We start from the raw sequence: 20,432 nt of genomic DNA on the forward strand, positions 1-20,432 counted from the left end.
AAAAAAGAGGGTGTGGCGATTAGGGTGGTAGCTTGGATTGGCGTTTTTACTGAAGGGTTTGACCCTCAAAAGGACAGACTACCGTCTTTCTTGTTGCGTCTTGACAGATAGAAGCATCGGGTTTATTATGATAGGTGTATTTGTATTAATGTGCTAATAATGTGCTAAAATAAATGATCTATATCCTCTAATCCTGTAGCATCTTAAAGGTAACTGTCCGAGGGTTCGTTTCAGTTCTCTCCTTAGTCTTTCTGGATATTGGTACCACCGTTCTGCTCCTTGTGGTAGTTTAACCCAGCTCCCCAGTAGCAAGAAACGTCGTACCCGAGACGGGACACTTTGGTGGCCAATGAGAGCTTGAGCCCTAAGTGGCCCAACCTGTTTCGTAGTATGAGTACAGTACGAACCATTCGGCACCGAAGGGAGGTGAGATGGGATTGTGACTTCGATGTTTAGGGTGCTCACTTTCTTCAAATCCAAAAGAATAGCAAAGGGAGGAATACCATGAGTAAGAGGATCGAGGTCGAGGTAGCTGAGGCTTTTGGAAGAACCTTTGTGAAGGGAAACATTCCGGAAATCAACCCAGTGCGTTGTTTGGCTTGCAGGCATTGTGTGAACCTCTGTCAGAAACTGGGACCCAATGTGCTTGACATCGTGGATGGGGTTGCCAAGGTGGTGCGCCCAGAGAATTGCATAGGGGATGGTGCTTGCATGATGGCGTGCCCGACTAAAGCTATCTTTTTGATGAGTCGATACGACCCCGCATCGCCACCAGCGGCAATATAATGGTATCTGTGTTGTAGGGGAAAACTTGTTTTCTCAGGAAGAAAGTGGCATAGCCAATTGAGCGTGTTACGGGGAACGTCGGAAATAACCTTATTTGGGGTTATTGTAGTGTCCGCTGTTCCCCGTGTCAGGTGTATAACGGTTGAGGGAAAGTTGGTTACTCGATGCCGGCTTTTGCTCTTACCCTCTGTGTGACAAGGTTCTGGACTGAGGACTTGTCAATCCTGCGGTGTCGGCGACACTGACCCGCGCTTTCAGGACGCAAACGTGGAAGCGGGTGAATGTGTCCTCCTGGCGTTGCTCCCACTGTTTTGATGGGTCCACCGATTGCATTAGCGTGGCGATTGCATTACAATTCCATTACCGGCTTAATTTTATGGTGGTGACCGGAAACACGGGAAATTTTTTAAAACAATGCTGGTGCCGAAGGCGGGAGTTGAACCCGCACGAGCGCAGGGCTCGCTAGATTTTGAGTCTAGTGCGTCTGCCATTCCGCCACTTCGGCACTCTTTCTGTAATTATAGTGAAACGTCTTTTTTTGTCAACCTGGATGGTGGATGGAAGCGATGAGTAAAAAACCGATTGTTTTTTTAGATGGGAGTTCGCTGGTATACCGGGCGTTTTATGCCCTGCCACCCTTACAGACTTCCTGGGAACGGCCCACCGGAGCAACGCTGGGATTTTTCAACATGCTCTTTCGGCTTCTGGATACCTATGGTCCCTTTTCCGTTGTGGCTGCTTTTGACTATCCCAAGAAGACTTTCCGCCATGAAATGTATAAAGAGTACAAGGCGAAGCGAAAACCCATGCCACAGGAGCTCAAACCACAGCTTGAGGATGTCAAGGAGCTCCTTTCGGCTATGGGTTTTCCGGTTCTGGAAAAAGCCGGTTTTGAGGGTGATGACCTGATTGGAAGTGGAATTATCCAGCTCAAGGGACGTTATCCGCTTATGGTGGTCACGGCTGACCTGGACTTACTTCAGCTTCTTGATGAGGGGGTGACCTTGCTGCAGCCAGTGAAAGGGGTAACCCAGCTCAAAACGATTGACCTTGAAACTCTTGCGACCGAGTGGGGAATTCGACCGCATCAGGTGGTGGATGTTCTGGCTCTGGCCGGAGACCCCTCCGATAACATTCAGGGTGTGCCGGGGATAGGTGAAAAAACCGCCCTCAAATTGGTCCGAGAATTTGGTTCCTGGGAGAATATTCGGGCTCGCGAAGGCGATTTACCCCCCCGGCTTGCGACCATCATTCGGGAGCACCGGGATCGAATTGAGGCGAATCGGACGTTATTGACCATTGAAAAAAACGCCCTGCCGGAGGGGATACCCATTGAAGAGTGGGGGTGGCATCGGGTTAACTGGGAGACATTGCTCCAGAAACTGCACGCTCTGGAATTAAAAAAGCTCGCTGAGCGGGTGCAAAAAAAGGGAAAACCTGTAAACCCACCGAAAGAAGGAACCTCCTCACTTTTTGCTCTGGATGGAGGTTATGGAGATACCGGGTGTGGTCAGGTTTCCGGGAAAAAAGGGGTGTTCCTTTTTCCCGACTTCAGCGGAAAGGAATGGTCATCTGAAGAGAAACTTTTGGACGGAGATGATGTGTGGTGCGCCCCGACGCTCCTTTTTTTGGTTTATCCCTTTTTCCATATTGAAAATCCCTCTCTCGCTCAGTGGGGAAAGGGGAACACCGTAGAATCTGGGTCTCTCGATTTGTATTTACGGCAAAGCCGGGACTGGCTCTTGAGGCAGCCCGAGCTCATTTCAGTATACCAGAAGGTGGAAAAGGCGCTTCTTAAGGTATGGTTTGCGGAACGCCATCGGCTCCGGGGGTTTGCTCTGTACCCCTTTCTGGAAGACCGGAGGTTTTCCTATGAGGACCTCCCGTTATTTCGGGGAATGAGCGATTTGGTTCTCGATTTTGACGACCCGGCACTCAGGGCGTTTCTAGAGAGGGAGTCGGCTCGCGAAGCCTATCGTCTGGGGACCGAATCCTCCTGTTTCCGTACCCTGTACGGGTGGCGTTTTCTTGCCGGAAGCCTGCTGGATGAAGATGAGCTTCACAAGCGTTTTCAATGGGTACTTTTAGAGGAGCTCCGTCGTTTGAGCATTTTTATTCTGAGTGTGGAAATGGGAGTGGACCTCATGCTCGGAGAGCACCGGATTCATGTGCACTGCCGTAAGGAGGATGGTTCTTTTCTTGAGAGTTTCCGGAGTCGACTCGCTTCATTTTTGCCCTCAGAGTGGGACATTGTCCTCCGGGAGACGAAAGATTCAGTATACACTGTTCTTTTGGGTGAGGGAGGTGGCAATGGCGTTGGAAGTGGTTCTGGTTGCTTCTGAGGCGTATCCGTACGCGAAAAGTGGTGGCATGGGAGATGTGGTGGGAGCCCTGTTCAAGTATCTTCCTCGATACGGGGTGAAAACGAAGCTTTTTCTTCCCGGATATCCTCAGGTGTTGGCTTACCCGTTCTCGGGAGATAAAGAGGTCACGATTCCTTTTGGGGACCATGCGGTACAGGTCTTTTTCCCGGAATGGCACGATGGAGAGGGAAGACGAATTGTGGCTGTGGTGAATGACCACTTTTTTAAGCGGGAAAAACTGTACGGCTATCCTGACGATGTGGAACGGTTCATCTTTTTTTCTCGGGCAGTATTTGAGTACTTGGTGCGGTGGCAAGGAGGCGATTTTGTGCTCCATTGTAATGACTGGCAAAGTGCACTTTTATGTGCCTATATGGACCGTTACTGGCCTCCTTACCGTCCTCATCCGCGGAGGATGATCTTTACCATTCACAATTTCGCCTATCAAGGTATTGCCCGGGGGGATCTATTTCGTCTGATTAACCTTCCAGGACAGTTTTTCACCCATGAATATTTAGAATTCTACGGAAACATTAATTTGATGAAAGCTGGTCTCCTCTTTGCCCATCTTCTCACCACGGTGAGCCCTACCTATGCTCGGGAAATCTGTTCACCAGAGTTTGGGGAAGGACTCGATGGCCTGATGCGAGCGATAAGCCGGAAGAAGAGGATGGTGGGGATTGTCAACGGAATTGATACGGAGGTTTACAATCCGGCGACCGACCCTCATATTCCCCACCGTTACGGCGTTGACGACCTCGAAGGGAAGAGAAAGAGCAAAGCTGTGTTTTTTCAGCAATTTTTTCCAAACCATCAGGGAAACCTTGATCGCCCCCTGATTGTCTTTGTTTCTAGACTTGTCCAGCAGAAAGGTGTGGACCTCATCCTGGAAAAACTGAAAGACCTTCTGGCGCTCCCGGCCTTCTTTTTCTTTTTGGGAACCGGAGAACAGCGTTACGAGAATGCTTTAAAGGAGGCATCTTTGGGGCATTCCAATCTCATGGTCGAAATTCGTTTCGATGAGGATTTAGCGCGCTTTGTTTATGCGGCAGCTGATATGTTGCTCTTACCCTCGCTTTTTGAACCTTGTGGAATCAGCCAGATGATTGCCATGCGGTACGGGGCGTTGCCGGTGGTGCGAAAAGTAGGAGGGTTGGTCGACACGGTGATTGACTATCGCTTCAATCCTTCTTTGAGCAATGGTTTCCAGTTTGAAGGTTTTACTGCAAGGGAGTTTTTGAAGACCATGCAGAGGGGTCTAACGGTGTATGGGGAAAATCGAACCTTATGGGAAACGATGATGAGGAATGCCATGACGAGTGATTTTTCCTGGGAAAAGGCGGTTGAGAAGTATTTGCAGGTCTATCGGGACGAGTAATGAGGCGTGGTATGGTTAAGGTAATTGGAATCGGGGGCGGTGCGGGCAGCGGGAAAAGCACTGTGGCTTCGTTTCTGGAGGAGAAAGGGGTAAAAGTTCTGGAGCTGGATGCTCTCAGCCGGAAGCTGGCTCAAAAAGGTGGGCCAATCTGGAAGGGTATTGTGCGAACCTGGGGGAGGTTTTTTCTAGACCCCCGGGGAAATATCGACCGGAAAAAGTTAGGAAAGGTGATTTTTCGAAATTTTACCGCTCTTTTACTCCTGAATCGACTCACGCATCCTTTGCTTTTCCAGGAAACCAGAAAATGGTTGAATCGGAATCGAGAAGAGAATCTGGTCGCTATCGATGGAACCATCCTCTTTGAGGGAGGATTTTTGCCCATCCTTGACTGGGTTATTTTTGTTGAGGGTGATTTGGACCTGCGATGGAGGCGACTGGTGGCCAAAGGATGGAAGGAAAAAGAGGCGCAGAACCTGCTTTCTGCTCAGCGGTTTTCGTCGTGCTTGCGCAGACGTGCTCACTTTGTGTTATGGAACCAGGATTCCCGGGAAAAACTCCGCCAGGAGGTGGAAAATTTTTGGTGTTCCCTTCCTCTAAAAGGGAAATAGAACGGGGTCCTTCTCGGTTTTGAAGGATGGAAAGGGAAAAAGTATGAAGAAAGGTCGCTTCCGTCTTACTTCGGCGTATCAACCCTGTGGCGACCAACCTCAGGCAATTGAAAAACTCGTTGCGGGTATTGAAAAGAGGTACCGATATCAGACCCTGGTGGGTGTGACTGGTTCGGGGAAGACGTTTACCATGGCTAACGTCATCGCCGCAGTGAATCGTCCCACCCTCATCATTTCCCATAACAAAACCCTGGCCGCACAGCTCTATAGCGAAATGCGGGCTTTTTTCCCGGACAACGCGGTGGAATACTTTGTGAGTTACTATGATTATTACCAGCCGGAAGCGTATGTCCCTGAATACGACCTGTACATTGAAAAGGATGCTTCCATTAACGAGTATATAGACCGTCTGAGACTTCGAGCCACCAGTGCTTTAATGGAACGAAACGATGTGGTGATTGTGGCTTCGGTTTCCTGCATTTACGGCATTGGTTCTCCCAGGGAGTATGAAAAGCGAGTATTACGAGTGGCGCTGGGGAGTCACTTTAAAAGGAATGAATTTGCCAAAAGACTTGTGGATCTTCTCTATGAACGGAATGAAATCGAATTTGTTCCCGGGATTTTCCGAATGAAAGGGGACACGGTGGAAGTGTACCCCGCTTACAGTGAACAGGCGTTGCGGTTTGAATTCTTTGGGGATGAGGTGGAAACGATTCGGGTGATTGACCCTGTTACGGGGAGGACCTTAGAACGATTACAGGAAATTTTCCTCTATCCCGCCAAACACTATCTGGCCAGCGAAGAAATTTTTGACCAGGCCCTTCTGGGGATTGAGCAGGAGATGGAAGAGCGAGTGGCGTATTTCCTTTCCCAGGGGAGGCTGGTGGAAGCGGAGCGCTTACAGAGGCGAACTCGCTACGACCTGGAACTCTTACGGGAAACCGGATACTGCCCGGGAATTGAGAACTATTCCCGTTACCTCGATGGTCGAAAGCCTGGAGACCCTCCTTACACTCTGATTGATTATTTTCCACCCGATTTTCTGGTGATTATCGATGAGTCCCATGTGACCATTCCCCAGCTGCGGGGAATGCACGAGGGAGACCGTTCCCGAAAACAGTCCCTGGTTGAATTCGGTTTTCGGCTTCCTTCTTGCTTTGATAACCGTCCGCTGACTTTTGAGGAGTTTGAAAAAAAGGTCCGGCAATGCCTTTTCGTTTCGGCTACACCCAGTGATTTTGAGTTTCAGGTCAGTGAACAGGTGGTTGAACAGCTAGTACGACCTACTGGCCTTCTTGACCCCGAAGTGGAGATTCGACCCGCCACCGGTCAGGTGGAAGACCTTTTGGGGGAGATTCGGAAGGTGGTGCAGAAAAATCAGAGGGTGCTCGTAACCACGCTGACCAAAAAGAGCGCTGAAGACCTGTGCGAGTTTCTCCGTGGTCTGGGAGTGAAAGTCCAGTATCTCCATTCCGAGGTGGATACCCTGGACCGAGCTCGCATTATCCGGGACCTCCGGGCGGGAGAATTTGATGTTCTGGTGGGGGTGAACCTGCTCCGGGAAGGATTAGACTTACCGGAAGTGGCCTTGGTGGCCATCCTGGATGCGGATAAAGAAGGTTTCCTTCGCTCGGAAGTGGCCCTCATCCAGACCATGGGACGGGCAGCCCGGAACGTCGAGGGAAGAGCCATTCTGTATGCGGATCACCTGACGGGTGCTCTGGAGCGAGCGGTTTTTGAAACCAGAAGAAGGAGAGCCATTCAGAAAGAGTATAATGAAAAGCACGGCATTACGCCTCGCAGCGTCACCAAAGAAGTCCGGGTTTTGATTCCCGAAGAAGGGGGTCTTTCTCGAGAAACCGAAGAGGTCTTGGACCTTCTGCAGGAGGTGTCGTCAGAGAGAGATGTGGAGGCCATTATTGAAAAGCTGACTGCGGAGATGAAGCAGGCCGCTCGCCGGCTTGAATTTGAGAAAGCTGCACTCCTGCGGGATCAGATTTTTAAGCTGAAGGCAAGCCTTTATAGAGAAAAGAGTTCGACTTAAAAATGCTACAGTTTGAGGTGAAAATGATTTGGATATAAAAGACCGCATTCTGATCAAAGGGGCACGGGAGCATAATCTCAAAAACGTTGATGTGGAAATGCCCCGGAATCGCTTGGTGGTCATTACCGGGATTAGTGGTTCAGGGAAGTCTTCTTTAGCTTTTGACACCATTTATGCCGAGGGTCAAAGGCGATATCTGGAAAGCCTCTCTTCCTATGCCCGGCAGTTTTTGGAAAAAATGGAAAAACCCGATGTGGACCGAATTGATGGATTGTCTCCGGCTATTGCCATTAACCAGAAAGCCTCTTCCCATAATCCTCGTTCGACGGTGGGGACGGTGACTGAAATCTATGATTACATGCGGGTGCTTTTTGCTCGCTGTGGTCAGGTTTTTTGCCCTCAGTGCGGTCAGCCCATTGCTTCGCAAACAGTTCAGCAAATCACCGATGAAATCCTTGCCCTTCCGGAAGGGACCAGGGTGGTGATTATGGCACCCCTGGTGCGGGGAAGGAAGGGGGAATACCGCAAACTCCTGGGGGAACTGCTCAAGAATGGGTTTGCCCGGGTGCGGATTAATGGGGAAATGGTTGAACTTGAGGATTGGGAAACCGTGGAGCTTGACCGAAACAAAAAGCACGAAATTGACCTGGTGGTGGATCGAGTAGTGGTGGAAGCCGATGCGGGGAGGCGGATTAGCGATTCTGTGGAAATCGGGCTCCGGTATGGGAAAGGGATTGTGAAAATCGGAATGATACGTGGCGACGTTTGGGAGGAACGCCTTTTTAGCGAACATTTTGCCTGTGTGGATTGTGGAATCAGTTTTCCGGAAATTACCCCCCGGATGTTTTCCTTCAATAATCCCTATGGAGCATGTGCCAGGTGTAGCGGACTGGGATTTTTGAGTTTTGTGGACCCGGCACTGGTGGTGCCCGACTGGTCGAAGAGCATCGGTGAAGGAGCTGTAGAGCCATGGCGGGAAATCGACCCGGATAGCTTTCTGGGAATGCGAATTCACAAGGCCCTGCGGGACCGAGGTATTCGACTCGACCGTCCCTTCCGAGACTTGAGTGAAGAGGAACGGGATTTCGTTCTTTACGGTGACGAGCATTTCGAGGGGGTAGTCACGTATTTGGAGCGAAAACTCCGCTCGGCTGCAGAATGGTGGGAGCAGGAAGAGATTTCCCGCTACCTCTCTAATCAGGTTTGCCCGGAATGCCATGGAGATCGGTTGCGTCGGGAAAGTCTTTCGGTAAAGATTCAGGGATTTTCCATTGGAGCACTTTCTCGTCTTACCGTGGCCGAACTGGTGCGTTTCTTTGAAACCGTCCATTTTGAAGGGAACGAGCTTTTGATTGCCGAGCCGATTTTGCGAGAAATCCGTTCTCGGCTGAGCTTTTTGCAGGAAGTGGGGCTGGACTACCTCACCCTGAATCGTTCCGCTTCCACCCTGTCAGGAGGAGAAGCACAGAGAATCCGTCTGGCAACGCAAATTGGTTCCGGTCTCATGGGAGTACTCTATGTGCTTGACGAGCCAACTATTGGCCTTCATCCCCGAGATAACCAGAAACTGATTGCCATTCTGAAAAAATTGCGCGACCTGGGGAATACCGTCATCGTGGTGGAACACGATGCTGAAACCATGAAAAGCGCTGATTTTATCGTGGACATGGGGCCTGGTGCAGGGGAACAGGGTGGAGAAGTGGTGGCCTCTGGTTCTCCGGAAGAGATTATGGGTCACCCCCATAGCCTCACCGGATTGTACTTAAGTGGTCGAAAAAGCATTCCGGTGCCATTCAAACGTAAAGAACCGGGGGAAGAATGGCTTTCGGTCAAGGGAGCGCAGGCCAACAATTTGAAAAACCTCACCATCTCCATTCCTCTGGGGCTTTTGGTGGGTATCACTGGAGTCTCGGGTTCGGGAAAGAGCACCTTGCTCTACAATGTTATTTACGCTTCGCTTTCTCAGATTTTTCATCGTAAAGGAAAAGACTTGAAAGGATGTGAAGCTCTGGAAGGGGTGGAGCATCTGGACAAGGTGATCATCATTGACCAGTCCCCGATTGGCAGAACCCCCCGGTCTAATCCGGCCACCTATACCGGAGTCTTTACCGAAATCCGCAACCTTTTTGCCAAACTCCCCGAATCCAAAGCGCGTGGATACGCCCCGGGACGGTTCAGCTTCAATGTCAAGGGAGGGCGGTGTGAAGCCTGTCAGGGAAACGGGGTCATCAAGATTGAAATGCATTTTCTGCCAGATGTGTTCGTTACCTGTGAACAGTGTAAGGGGAAACGGTATGCCCGGGAAACCCTGGACGTCCGGTATAAAGGGAAAAACATCGCTGAGGTCCTGGATATGAGTGTTCAGGAAGCACTCCACTTCTTCGAAAACATTCCGGTCATTCGGCGCAAACTGGAGGTTCTGGAACGGGTGGGGGTGGGATATTTGAAACTGGGTCAATCGGCGACCACCCTTTCTGGTGGAGAAGCCCAGAGGATTAAGCTGGCTCGGGAACTCAGCAAAGTGGCTACTGGAAGGACCATTTATCTTCTGGATGAACCCACCACTGGCCTTCATTTTGCCGATGTGGAAAAGCTCCTTTCGGTCCTGCTTGAACTCAGGAGTCGGGGGAATACGGTTTTGATTATCGAGCACAATCTGGATGTGATTAAGAGTTGCGATTACCTCATTGACCTTGGTCCGGAGGGAGGGGAAAAAGGTGGGTATCTGGTGGCTTCCGGTACCCCCGAAGAGATTGCTCAGGTTCCCACTTCTTACACCGGCCAGTTTTTGAGAGAGGTGTTACCGACTGAAAAGAGTCGAGCGTTATGTTCGGTTTGAAGTCGGCACCAGTGACATCGGTAGCCTTCCCCAGGAATGCGGGGTGTACCTCTTTAAGAATGGTCGTGGCGAGGTCATTTATGTGGGAAAGGCTGTTGATATTCAGAAGCGGGTGAAGTCCCACTTTGCCGGCCGAAATTTTTCCCCTTTTAAGGAAGATATGGTGGCTGAAATTCAGGGTATTGACTACCTGCTCACGACCACCGAGCATGAAGCCCTGCTCCTTGAAGAGGAACTCATCAAAACTCATCAACCGCGCTATAACCTCCGCTTAAAGGATGATAAGAGCTATCCCTATATCCGGATTGGAATAGGTGAAACTTTTCCCCCCATTGGTTTCGCTCGAAGAACCACGACTCGGGAGGGACTCTATTTCGGTCCTTTCACCAATGCCAAAAAAGTTCGGGAAGGAATAAAACTGTTGCGCACCCTTTTCCTTTTGCGCGGTTGCGAGATTCCAGAGAGCCGTTTTCCTTTGCAAAGACCGTGTATCGACCACGAATTCCGTCTGTGCAGCGCTCCGTGCGTTGGTCGGATTTCTTCCAGGATGTATCGGGAAAACTTAGAAAGAGCTGTCGATTTTCTCAATGGAGATTACGAATCGGTTATAACGTGGCTGGAAGGAGAAATGTGGAAGATGGCTGATGCCCTGGACTTTGAATCAGCAGCCCGGTATCGGGACCACCTGGAGGCCACCAGAAAAATTGCTTCCCGTTACCGTCTGGTGCTCCCTCAGCCTGATGACGTGGATTTCCTGGAAGCAGTTTGTGAGGAGAATCTTGGTGTGGTGGTGGTGCTCAGAGTCCGTAAGGGAAGACTTATCGGCAGTGAGAGCTTTGTGGTGGAAAGTCAGGCCCTGGAACGGGTTTCGCTTTTGCGGAGATTCGTTGAAGATTTCTATTTTTCCCATTTTTCTCTTCCTTCGCGGGTGTGTGTAGACCTCGAGGAGGTGAGTTCACTCAATACGCTTCAGGATGTTTTGGGTTTGCGGATTTCCATTGCTTCCCCATTGAATCGCTTTGAGGAAGAAATTCTGGAAGTGGCCGAAGAGAATGCCCGGAAAAACCTCGAGGTGGAGAGGGAGAAAAAACGGAAAAAGGAAATGTGGTCGGAAATGGTTCTGGAAGAATTGCGTGCAGTGATTGGCCTTGGTACTCTCCCAAAACTCATTGAAGGCATGGATATTTCCACCTTTCAGGGTGATGAGGCAGTTGGGGTGGTGGTTTCGTTTCGAGAGGGGGTCCCATACAAAAAGCGTTATCGTAAGTTCCTCATCCGGGAAACCGACTACCCTAATGACTATGAGATGCTTCGAGAAGTGGTGCAGAGGTATTTTAACGACTTAAAGCGGTCTTCTTCACCCTTGCCGGATTTACTTTTGGTCGATGGGGGTCTGGGACAGTTGCATGTGACGACTTCAACTTTGCGGGAACTTGGGATTTCGCTACCAGTTCTTGCCTTGGCCAAGGAATGGGAAGAAATTTATATACCGGATCAGGGTGAACCCCTCCGATTGCCCCCTCAGTCCGAGGTGCTCCAGCTTTTACAGCGGATAAGGAATGAAGCACACCGTTTTGCCATCACCTTCCATCGGCTACGGCGGAACAAAAAGCTGTTCTCTTCTGTGCTTCTTGAGGTGAAAGGTATTGGTCCAGAACGACGCCGAAAGCTCCTTTCCAGTTACGATACGCTTCTCGATATCCTTCAGGTCTCGCCCCAGGAGGTGAGTAAAAACCTCCGCATTCCCCTCCCTGCGGTGGTGGATTTACAGGAACGTTTGAAAGAGGTGGCAAAGCTTGGAATTTCGAGAGATTCTGAAAAGTGAACTCTATCTGCTCTCACCGGCTACCGAAGACACCCTGCGGGCAGAACTCGTCGGGATTCTCAGGGTAGGAGGAATCATCGAGCGCAGGGAAAACCGCGTATTCCTCTCTTTTCGTCACAAAGACCTGGCTCTGATTAAAAAGGGCGTGGTTCTGGTGAAAAAATTCTACCCAGAAGTTCCCTACATGATTACCGAGCAAAAGAAGCAAGGAATCAATGCAGGTACCTTCTATATCCTGGACCTTGAGATTCACGACGAGGAAATTTTCGCCCAGTTCGGGTTTGGTGACGTGACTCCTTTTCTCGCTGTGCTGGAAACTCATGGTGCTTTCCTGACGAAGGGAGTCTTTGAATCCCGGGGATATATCGCAGAGCCTTCGAAAAGCTATCACCTGGAAATTGCACTCCCTGCAGAGGACATCGCCCAGATCCTCCTCCATCATCTGAAAAAACGGGGAATGGGGTTCCGATTGCGTGACTTCCGGGGCGAATTTCGTCTCTACACCAAGAACGCCCAGAGTATTGCTACGTTTTTGGGATATATTGGGGCTTCTCAAAGTTATCTACTTCTGGAAAAAATTCGGGTTGAGAAGCTGACTCTGGATGACCTTACCCGGTGGGTCAATTGCGCCACCTCGAATCTGGAAAGAGTGGTGGAGTCCTCTCTGCGGCAGCGACAAAAAATTGCTCAGCTTGATTTTCACCGCCTTTCCCCCAAACTCCGTGAGATTGCCTATTTGCGGTTGCGGTATCCGTATGCTTCCCTGCGGGAAATCGGGGAACGCTGTACTCCCCCTTTATCAAAAATGGACGTGTTCCGGTGTCTAAAAAAACTGGAAAGGCTGGGAGAATGATTCCCCTTTTTGGGAGACGCCGAAAGGGCATGGTCTTTTCTGCACGGTGTGGCTCTAGCGAGATAGAGTCTGGAGCTGCTCGTGACCGTAACTGAATCGTTAGCCAAAAGAGGTGGGCGATTGGTTTGCAGGGTTGCGTGCTTTCTCTTGTCTTTTTTGGGAAAATGGGTATAATTAGGATGAATGTGGCGGTGTAGCTCAGATGGTCAGAGCATCCGGCTCATACCCGGAGTGCCGGGGTTCGAATCCCTGCACCGCCACCAAAAAGGATTTTGAGTGCAGCGTGTCTCGTTTAGAGAGTAAGGTTCTGGATTGCGTACGGAAGTACTCCCTGTTGTCCCCTGGCGATAGGATTTTAATTGCTTTCTCTGGTGGTCCAGATTCTGTGGCGTTGACCGAAATTCTAAGGCGTCTCCAGGGAGAATTTTCCCTGGAGATTGCCCTTTTCCACCTGAACCATGGACTGCGTGGAAGAGAAGCGGAGAGGGATGAACAATTCTGTCGAGATTTTGCCCAGGTTCGGAATCTTTCCATTTTTGTGGAGCGAAGAGCGGTGCGGGTTCTGCAACAGGAAGAAAAACTTTCTCTGGAAGAAGCAGCGCGGAAAGTCCGATATTTGGCGTTACGAGAAGGGGCAAAAAGGTGGGGCGCTTCTAAGGTGGCGTTAGGTCACACCCTGGATGACCAGGTGGAAACAATGCTCATGAACCTCATTCGGGGGACTGGACTTAGAGGTCTTTCGGGGATGAGGGTGTGCAGTGATATTTTTATTCGTCCTCTTCTCACCTCCTCAAAGCAGGAGGTGCTGGAGTTTTTGCAAAAGGAAAGGATACCTTTTGTGGAGGATAGTTCCAACCAGGATGTTTCTCTCCTGCGCAATCGGATTCGTTTCGTACTGGGACCACTTTTAGAGGAATTTAATCCTCGCTTTCGAGAAGCATTCCTGCGCCTTTCCTTGAATCTCCAGGAAGAGATGGCCCTTCCCGAAGCACCAATCGATTTTCCCTGGGAAATGGAGGGAGGAACGGGTCGGATACCACTTGATTTTTTATTGCTTTTCTCTGAAAAGAAGCGGTTTTTGATTCTCAGGAGCTTTCTTGGCCAGGTTCGGGGAACCCTCTGGGATATAGGAAGGGTGCATCTTAAGGCGGTGGAGCACATTGTGGAGAAGCAGAGGGGTGAAGTGGTGCTGCCGGGGAAGTTCCGGGTGTGGGTCGAAGAGGGATATCTTTATGCTTCTTTGCTCTCTCTTCCTCTGGCGAAAATTCCCCGGTGGGAATTTTCAGTTGTTCTACCTGGTCAGAATGTTCTGCAGGAAATTGGGTTTTCTATAGAGGGTATATTTGGGAAAGAGGCGAAGGTCAAGGATGGTTGGTGGGTCACCTTTGATTTTGATCGGAGCGTTCCACCCTTCATGGTGCGAAACTTTCGTGAGGGCGATCGAATATGGAAAGGCGGAAAGATGAAGAAAGTGAAAGAGGTTTTTGCGGAGTACGGTCTTTTCCGGGAATGGCGGGAACGGATTCCTTTTCTCTGTGATCAGGAAAAGATTCTCTGGATTCCTGGTGTTGCACTTGACGAAAGGGTCAGAGTTCAGGAAAATAGCAAGCGTATCCTTGGTGTGGTGGCGAAAAAGTGTAAGGGGTGAAAAGGTGGAGGACTGTATCGAGCGAGTGCTCATTACTCGGGAAGAGATAGAACATAAGGTAAAAGAGCTGGGCGAACGCATTACCCAGGATTATCGGGGTACGGAATTGCGGGTGGTTGGTATTTTGCGCGGAGCATTTATTTTTATGGCGGATTTAGTACGACACATTCGAGTTCCCTTGAGTGTTGACTTTATGTCGATATCGAGTTACGGAGAAGAGGATGAATCCAGTGGCATCGTGAGGATTCTGAAAGATCTGGACAAGCCCATTACCCGTAAGCATGTGTTGATTGTAGAAGATATCGTCGACACCGGGTTAACGATGAAACATCTTAAGGAGGTTTTAACCACCAGAGATCCGGCCAGCCTCCGGGTCTGCGCACTCCTCAACAAGGAAGAACGGCGCGTCGTGAAGGATCTGACCATCGATTATCTGGGATTCAATATCCCCAACCAGTTTGTGGTGGGTTATGGCCTTGACTTCGCCGAGCGTTACCGGAATTATCCGTTTATTTTTGTTTTGAAACCGGAGTATTATCGAGATGGTGTCCATGTTTGAGAAAAAGAGCAAAGGATAGGTGAACGCAAACCAATGAATGGTTATCCAAGTGGGAAATTTTATAGAAATCTTGGTTTTTACCTTTTGTTTCTCATTATCGTGATTTCTCTGGCTACGTCCTTGATGCAGAGAGAAACACCCCCGCAGATTTTCACCTATAGCCAGTTTTTGGATGCGGTGCAACGGGGAGTGGTGGAGCGGGTGGTGATAGCGGACCAGAGTGTGGCGGGGGAAATGCGTGATGGTTCTCGATTTACCACCTACGTTCCGAACGACCCGGATTTAATCAAGGTTTTACGTGAAAAACATGTAGAAATCGAAGTGAAGCCTCCCGCAGAACCATCCTGGTGGGCGCGGGTTTTGAGTTCTCTATTTCCCACAATTCTGCTGATTGTGGTTTGGATTTTCCTGCTTCAGCAGTTGCAGGGTGGGGGGAGCAAGGTGACTTCTTTCGTGAAGAGTCGTGCCAAGATGGTGGACCCGGAAAAGGTCAAGATAACCTTTGAAGATGTGGCCGGTATTGAGGAAGTTAAAGAGGAACTCAAAGAAGTGGTTGATTTTCTGAAAAATCCCCGTAAGTTCCAGAAAACCGGTGCGCGGATCCCCAGGGGGGTGCTTCTGTACGGACCTCCGGGAACGGGGAAAACCCTTTTGGCGAAAGCGATTGCAGGAGAAGCGGGAGTCCCCTTTTTCAGTATCAGTGGATCCGATTTTGTAGAAATGTTTGTGGGTGTGGGCGCTGCCCGAGTGCGAGACCTGTTTACCACAGCGAAAAGGAATGCCCCCTGTATTGTCTTTGTGGACGAACTGGATGCTGTGGGTAGGCACCGAGGGGCAGGGTTAGGTGGGGGTCATGATGAGCGAGAACAGACTTTGAATCAGCTTCTGGTGGAGATGGATGGGTTTGACCCCAATCAGGGAGTGATTCTGATTGCTGCCACGAACCGTCCTGACATTCTGGACCCGGCACTTTTGCGTCCCGGTCGATTTGACCGGCGTATTGCCGTTCCCCAGCCGGACGTGGTGGGAAGAGAAGCGATTTTAAAAGTGCACGTTCGGGGAAAACCTCTGGGAAAAGATGTGGACCTTAAGGTTCTGGCTCGTCGCACTCCGGGTTTTGTCGGTTCGGATCTTGCGAACCTGGTGAACGAAGCGGCGTTGTTGGCGGCAAGGAAAGGGAAAAACGTTATCGAAATGGAAGAGTTTGAAGAAGCCATTGATAAAGTTATCGCTGGTCCAGAGCGGAAACACGTGATCATCAGTGATCGAGAGAAGAAAATCATTGCCTACCATGAAGCTGGACATGCCCTGGTGGCCCGGGTTTTGCCCAATAGCGACCCGGTTCACAAGATTTCCATTATTCCGCGGGGTGGGGTTGCGCTTGGGTATACGTTGCAACTTCCCACTGAAGACCGATATCTCATGAGTAAGCAGGAATTGCTCTCTCGGCTTACCATCCTTTTGGGAGGTCGGGTCGCTGAAGAAATCGTTTTTAAAGACGTCACCACTGGAGCACATGATGACTTAAAGAAAGCTACCGAAATCGCTCGAGAAATGGTTTGTGAGTACGGCATGAGCGAGATTCTGGGTCCCTTAACGCTGGGAAGAAAACACAAGGAGGTTTTTCTGGGAAGGGATATTGCCGAAGACCGCAATTACAGTGAAGAGATTGCCTATGCGATTGATAAAGAGGTGCGAGCCATTATTGATCAGGCATATGAACAGGCAAAGGACATTATCCTGAAGCACCGGGAAAAGCTGGATGCGCTGGCCATGAAATTGATTGAAAAGGAAGTGCTCAATCGAGAGGAAATTGATGAAGTACTCGGTTTTGAAGCCGTGTTAGACGAAGAAAGTTCAGCTGCTCGGTCTGAAAACGAGGAGGAAGGGGGAGAAAAACACGATGAAAGCTGATACCTTGCGGGTTGGTCTCACAGGCACAGTCAGTGCAATGGTCAATGAAGAGAATACTGCGGATCGCTTCGCTCCAGATATGGTCCCTGCCTTTGCCACTCCTATGCTTATTTCGCTGATGGATAACGCGGCGCATGAGGCGGTGAAACATCATCTTTCGGAAGGATACGTCAGTGTGGGAACCAGAATCAGTATCTCCCACGTTGCAGCGACCCCCCGGGGCATGAAAGTCACCGCCCGGGCCACGCTGGTTGAAATCTATCGCAATCGCCTGGTGTTTGAAGCCGAGGCCTTTGACGAAGTGGAAAAGGTTGGAGAAGGAAGGCTGGAAAGGTTTATCGTTCATCGAGAATCGTTTCTCAAGAAGCTGGAGAGTAAATCTCAGGGAGTAAAAAAGCCTCTTGAGGGTTGAATAAAGTAGGAGATGGTGGTGGTGAGACAGTTCGCGGTGTTTGGGCTGGGGATTTTTGGGAGCAGTATCGCTGTTGCCCTTTATGAGCAGGGCTTTACCGTTCTGGGAATTGATATTCAGGAAGAGCCAGTCAAAGAGCTGGCGGGAAAGATCACCGAGGTGGTGCAGGCTGATACCACTGATGAAAAGGTCCTGGAGGCTCTGGGGATCAAGAATTTCGATGTGGCAATTGTCAGTATTGGCAACGACATTCAATCCAGCGTTCTAACCACTCTGGCCGTAAAAGAGTTGGGTGTATCCCTGGTGATTGCTCGGGCGATCAATGCCATGCACGGAAGAATCCTCTCCAAAATTGGTGCGGATCGAGTGATTTTTCCCGAGCAGGATATGGCGCTGAGAGTGGCCAAGACGCTTTCCTTTCCCAATGCCATCAGGACTGAGGAACTCTTTCCCGGACACAATCTGGTGGAGATTCAGCTTCCCCCCTCGTTAAAAGGGAACACTCTGAATAAGTCAAAATTGCGGAATCGCTACGGGATTACAGTGGTGGCGTTACGCCGGAATGGGAAATATATTGTTTCCCCTTCCGCTGATGAAACCTTCATGGATGGGGACGTGGTGTATATTTTAGGCAGTGAGGACCAGCTGAAGAAATTCTTTAAGGAGGAAGCAGGAGGATAAGATGAAAGCTCAGGTAGAGTGTTTTAGCTGTAACATTCGACAAGCTCAGGAAGCAGCCGCTGTAGTGTGCCCCGAAAAGGATTTTCTCTGGCGAGTTTCGCAGAGAATCTGTATGCAGTATGCGGATGCTGACCCAAACTGGACACCAGCGTACATGACTTCCCTTGCCCATAAAGTTGCCAGAGAAATGACCGGGGTCGATGATATTTACTATCGGCATAAAAAACATTATAATCGTCTGGCTTTAAAGCTCTATCCGGAGTTAAAGGGTTTTGTGGGAGACGGTGAGGGGGCGCTGGAGCGAGCAGTACGGGTGGCGATTGTGGGCAATATTATTGACCTTGGGGTGTACCGAGAGGTGGAAGTGTCGCAGATTCTGGAGCAATTGTATACCGTCCAGTGGGGGTTGTATGATTTTGCCCAGTTTGAGCAGGATGTCCGCAAAGCGAAGACCATTGTCTATGTAGGGGATAATGCTGGAGAGATCGTATTTGATAAGATACTATTGGAAGAGTTGAAAAAAGTTGGAATTCAGGAAATCTTTTTTGTGGTCAAAGGTGGTCCCATCTCAAACGATGCGCTTCTTGCCGATTTTTGGGAAGTAGGATTGGACAATTTTGCTCAGGTGTTGACCACCGGGAAAGACGAGTGTGGGATTGTGCCTGAGGAGGGTCCCTCAGACTTACAGGAAGTATGGAAAAGGGCGGATCTGGTGATTTCCAAAGGACAGGGGAATTTCGAGAGTTTGAGCGGAAGAAAAGAGACGATTTATTTTCTTTTAAAGGCAAAATGCGTGCCGGTAGCACGGGAGTTTGGTGTCAAGCAGGGCGCGCTCATTCTGAAAAAGAACCACGTTTCAACCAGTTAACGGGATGGGATTGCTGAGTATGAAAAAGGTCTATGCCAGCGGTGGGGTGGTTCTGAGAAAATGCAGTGAAATGGTGGAAGTTCTCTTGGTTCAAAAAAGGGACTCTGGGGTGTGGACTTTACCCAAGGGTCATTTGAATGAGGGTGAAACCGAAGCCGAGGCTGCAGAAAGAGAAGTGAAGGAGGAAACGGGGTATACAGTGGTTCTGCGAGAAAAAATTGGGGAAATTCGATTCACCTACTCCAGAAACGGCGAGAATTTTGAGGAAGCCGTTTCATTTTTTCTTATGGACCCTCTAGAAGAAGGAAAAAAAGAGGAAGAAGAGGAAATTGTGAACGTTTCTTGGTTTTCCCTACCTCAAGCTCTGGCGGTTATGCAGTATGATAGCGAAAAGAAAATGGTTCTCAAGGGAGGTGAGATACTGCAAAAAGGTCAGGATAAAGAAAAATCTTGAATTTGGTTGGCAAAATCTTTTCTGATGCGCTAAAATAAACACCGGGAAGGAGTAGGCTTCTCTTATGTAGTAGGGAAAGCCGACTCAGAGGAAGCAGGATTACTCAGACTAGGGAGGTTACGGTATGGAGCTTTTAAAGATATCTTCCAAGACCAGGCCGGCTGCTTTAGCTGGAGCATTGACTGGAGTGATCAGGGAGCACGGGAGAGCAGAAATGCAAGCAGTAGGGGCTGGAGCTGTCAACCAGGCAGTCAAAGCAATTGCCATTGCCCGGGGTTACTTAGCTCCAAGTGGTATCGACTTAGTGTGCATCCCAGCTTTCGTTGATGTAAAAATCGATGATACGGAAAAAACTGCGATTCGTTTTATCGTCCTTCCCGCTTAAGGAGGGATCAATTTCATGAATAAGGAGGTAGGGAGAAGATGAACAAACAGGATTTGGTAGGTGCTCTGGCGGAGGAGTTGAAAAAGCAGGGGATATCCATAACGAAGAAAGATACTGCGGTAGTCCTGGATGTATTCTTGGATGTGGTGCAGAATGAACTGAAAAAAGGTGGTAAGGTTCAGTTAGTTGGATTCGGTACATTTGGGGTGAAAAAGAGAGCTGGGAGAAGAGGCCGTAATCCCCAGACTGGTAAGGAAATCCGGATTCCTGAAGCAAAAGTTCCTTTCTTCCGTCCCGGAAAAGGTTTGCGAGATCTGGTTAAATAATTTTGGCTCTATTTTTTTCGTTGCTTGTTTAGAAAAGGAAGGACATAATGGTCCTTCCTTTTCTTATTCTTGACATTATTTAAAGGGAGTTGATAGAATAAAAGTGTTGGTGCGCCCGTAGCTCAAACGGATAGAGCGACGGCCTCCGGAGCCGTAGGTTGGAGGTTCAATTCCTCTCGGGCGCGCCAGACTTTTATTATCCCCTTCCTTTGCCCCTTATGGAGGTCTTCCGGGTTGGACCAATGAGGATTTTGGTTCCCTGGTAGAAGAAGTGCTGGATGGGCTTGTTGTAAATATTAGAGATTATGTTTGATTTTGATTCGGGTTTGAAACCCCTGATCTAAGAAATCCTTGCAGCTCAGGGGCTGCAAGGGCTGAGAAGGTAGCGTACCCTACAAGCCTTCTTGGGATCGGGTCAGGCACGTGGCATCTCGGTTACATGCAGCGGCGGCCTGACTCCCAGGGCGCGGAATGCCACCTCAGCGCTAC

Annotated in this window: 17 protein-coding genes and 3 tRNA genes; 19 read left to right on the plus strand and 1 reads right to left on the minus strand. The window is 49.7% G+C overall.

What is annotated here, in order from left to right:
- Nucleotides 1-504 precede the first annotated feature (504 nt).
- Nucleotides 505-786, plus strand: a complete 282-nt coding sequence (locus ABDK92_08455) for a 4Fe-4S binding protein (protein ID MEN3186643.1) — start codon at nt 505-507, stop codon at nt 784-786.
- 418 nt (nt 787-1,204) lie between these two features.
- On the opposite strand, the gene ABDK92_08460 is transcribed toward ABDK92_08455, so the two are convergent.
- Nucleotides 1,205-1,291 (minus strand) — tRNA-Leu (locus ABDK92_08460).
- A 61-nt stretch (nt 1,292-1,352) separates the two neighbouring features.
- Between ABDK92_08460 and ABDK92_08465 the strand changes: the two genes are divergently transcribed.
- The 18 genes from ABDK92_08465 (at nt 1,353) to ABDK92_08550 (ending at nt 20,131) form a co-directional block, all read left to right on the plus strand.
- Nucleotides 1,353-3,128 (plus strand): 5'-3' exonuclease H3TH domain-containing protein, encoded by a 1,776-nt coding sequence (locus tag ABDK92_08465; GenBank protein MEN3186644.1) that lies wholly within the window; start codon nt 1,353-1,355, stop codon nt 3,126-3,128.
- The gene (locus tag ABDK92_08470) at nt 3,097-4,527 is read left to right on the plus strand and encodes a glycogen synthase (GenBank protein ID MEN3186645.1); all 1,431 of its coding nucleotides are present in this window, start codon (nt 3,097-3,099) and stop codon (nt 4,525-4,527) included. The genes ABDK92_08465 and ABDK92_08470 overlap by 32 nt, the downstream gene beginning before the upstream one ends.
- An 11-nt stretch (nt 4,528-4,538) precedes the next feature.
- The gene (coaE, locus tag ABDK92_08475; GenBank protein MEN3186646.1) at nt 4,539-5,135 is read left to right on the plus strand and encodes a dephospho-CoA kinase; all 597 of its coding nucleotides are present in this window, start codon (nt 4,539-4,541) and stop codon (nt 5,133-5,135) included.
- A gap of 43 nt (nt 5,136-5,178) precedes the next feature.
- Complete coding sequence (uvrB, locus tag ABDK92_08480) at nt 5,179-7,179, plus strand: excinuclease ABC subunit UvrB (GenBank protein ID MEN3186647.1); 2,001 nt, start codon at nt 5,179-5,181, stop codon at nt 7,177-7,179.
- Between the two features lie 34 nt (nt 7,180-7,213).
- Nucleotides 7,214-10,018: an excinuclease ABC subunit UvrA gene (gene uvrA / locus ABDK92_08485; GenBank protein MEN3186648.1), complete on the plus strand. Its 2,805-nt coding sequence runs from the start codon at nt 7,214-7,216 to the stop codon at nt 10,016-10,018.
- Between the two features lie 16 nt (nt 10,019-10,034).
- Nucleotides 10,035-11,843 carry an excinuclease ABC subunit UvrC gene (gene uvrC, locus ABDK92_08490; GenBank protein MEN3186649.1) on the plus strand — a complete coding sequence of 603 codons (1,809 nt, stop codon included), beginning with the start codon at nt 10,035-10,037 and terminating at the stop codon, nt 11,841-11,843.
- A complete protein-coding gene (gene whiA, locus ABDK92_08495) occupies nt 11,815-12,696 on the plus strand; it encodes a DNA-binding protein WhiA (protein ID MEN3186650.1) in 882 nt (293 codons plus the stop codon). The genes uvrC and whiA overlap by 29 nt, the downstream gene beginning before the upstream one ends.
- 187 nt (nt 12,697-12,883) lie before the next feature.
- Nucleotides 12,884-12,959, plus strand: a tRNA-Met gene (locus tag ABDK92_08500).
- A gap of 20 nt (nt 12,960-12,979) precedes the next feature.
- A complete protein-coding gene (gene tilS, locus ABDK92_08505) occupies nt 12,980-14,344 on the plus strand; it encodes a tRNA lysidine(34) synthetase TilS (GenBank protein MEN3186651.1) in 1,365 nt (454 codons plus the stop codon).
- Nucleotides 14,345-14,348: 4 nt separating this feature from the next.
- Nucleotides 14,349-14,903: a hypoxanthine phosphoribosyltransferase gene (hpt, locus tag ABDK92_08510; GenBank protein ID MEN3186652.1), complete on the plus strand. Its 555-nt coding sequence runs from the start codon at nt 14,349-14,351 to the stop codon at nt 14,901-14,903.
- A gap of 33 nt (nt 14,904-14,936) precedes the next feature.
- Nucleotides 14,937-16,817, plus strand: coding sequence for an ATP-dependent zinc metalloprotease FtsH (gene ftsH, locus ABDK92_08515; protein ID MEN3186653.1), 1,881 nt, complete (start codon nt 14,937-14,939; stop codon nt 16,815-16,817).
- Nucleotides 16,807-17,229, plus strand: a complete 423-nt coding sequence (locus tag ABDK92_08520) for a hotdog domain-containing protein (GenBank protein MEN3186654.1) — start codon at nt 16,807-16,809, stop codon at nt 17,227-17,229. The genes ftsH and ABDK92_08520 overlap by 11 nt, the downstream gene beginning before the upstream one ends.
- Before the next feature lie 21 nt (nt 17,230-17,250).
- Complete coding sequence (locus ABDK92_08525) at nt 17,251-17,910, plus strand: TrkA family potassium uptake protein (GenBank protein ID MEN3186655.1); 660 nt, start codon at nt 17,251-17,253, stop codon at nt 17,908-17,910.
- A gap of 1 nt (nt 17,911) precedes the next feature.
- On the plus strand, nt 17,912-18,778 hold the full coding sequence (locus tag ABDK92_08530) for an ARMT1-like domain-containing protein (GenBank protein MEN3186656.1): 867 nt from the start codon (nt 17,912-17,914) through the stop codon (nt 18,776-18,778).
- Nucleotides 18,779-18,797: 19 nt separating this feature from the next.
- Nucleotides 18,798-19,232, plus strand: a complete 435-nt coding sequence (locus ABDK92_08535) for an NUDIX domain-containing protein (GenBank protein MEN3186657.1) — start codon at nt 18,798-18,800, stop codon at nt 19,230-19,232.
- A gap of 124 nt (nt 19,233-19,356) precedes the next feature.
- Nucleotides 19,357-19,617 (plus strand): stage V sporulation protein S, encoded by a 261-nt coding sequence (locus tag ABDK92_08540; GenBank protein ID MEN3186658.1) that lies wholly within the window; start codon nt 19,357-19,359, stop codon nt 19,615-19,617.
- A 38-nt stretch (nt 19,618-19,655) separates the two neighbouring features.
- The gene (locus ABDK92_08545) at nt 19,656-19,943 is read left to right on the plus strand and encodes an HU family DNA-binding protein (protein MEN3186659.1); all 288 of its coding nucleotides are present in this window, start codon (nt 19,656-19,658) and stop codon (nt 19,941-19,943) included.
- 111 nt (nt 19,944-20,054) lie between these two features.
- A tRNA-Arg gene (locus ABDK92_08550) sits at nt 20,055-20,131 on the plus strand.
- Nucleotides 20,132-20,432 lie beyond the last annotated feature (301 nt).

The sequence above is a fragment of the Atribacterota bacterium genome (assembly GCA_039638595.1).
In the GTDB taxonomy this organism is placed as follows: Bacteria; Atribacterota; Atribacteria; order Atribacterales; family Caldatribacteriaceae; genus Profundicultor; species Profundicultor thermophilus.

Coding starts and splice junctions, on each gene's coding strand:
- ftsH (MEN3186653.1), top strand. CDS start 14,937: ATGAATGGTTATCCAAGTGGGAAATTTTATAGAAATCTTGGTTTTTAC.
- ABDK92_08540 (MEN3186658.1), top strand. CDS start 19,357: ATGGAGCTTTTAAAGATATCTTCCAAGACCAGGCCGGCTGCTTTAGCT.
- ABDK92_08545 (MEN3186659.1), top strand. CDS start 19,656: ATGAACAAACAGGATTTGGTAGGTGCTCTGGCGGAGGAGTTGAAAAAG.
- coaE (MEN3186646.1), top strand. CDS start 4,539: ATGGTTAAGGTAATTGGAATCGGGGGCGGTGCGGGCAGCGGGAAAAGC.
- uvrB (MEN3186647.1), top strand. CDS start 5,179: ATGAAGAAAGGTCGCTTCCGTCTTACTTCGGCGTATCAACCCTGTGGC.
- ABDK92_08535 (MEN3186657.1), top strand. CDS start 18,798: ATGAAAAAGGTCTATGCCAGCGGTGGGGTGGTTCTGAGAAAATGCAGT.
- ABDK92_08465 (MEN3186644.1), top strand. CDS start 1,353: ATGAGTAAAAAACCGATTGTTTTTTTAGATGGGAGTTCGCTGGTATAC.
- ABDK92_08530 (MEN3186656.1), top strand. CDS start 17,912: ATGAAAGCTCAGGTAGAGTGTTTTAGCTGTAACATTCGACAAGCTCAG.
- ABDK92_08520 (MEN3186654.1), top strand. CDS start 16,807: ATGAAAGCTGATACCTTGCGGGTTGGTCTCACAGGCACAGTCAGTGCA.
- ABDK92_08455 (MEN3186643.1), top strand. CDS start 505: ATGAGTAAGAGGATCGAGGTCGAGGTAGCTGAGGCTTTTGGAAGAACC.
- ABDK92_08470 (MEN3186645.1), top strand. CDS start 3,097: ATGGCGTTGGAAGTGGTTCTGGTTGCTTCTGAGGCGTATCCGTACGCG.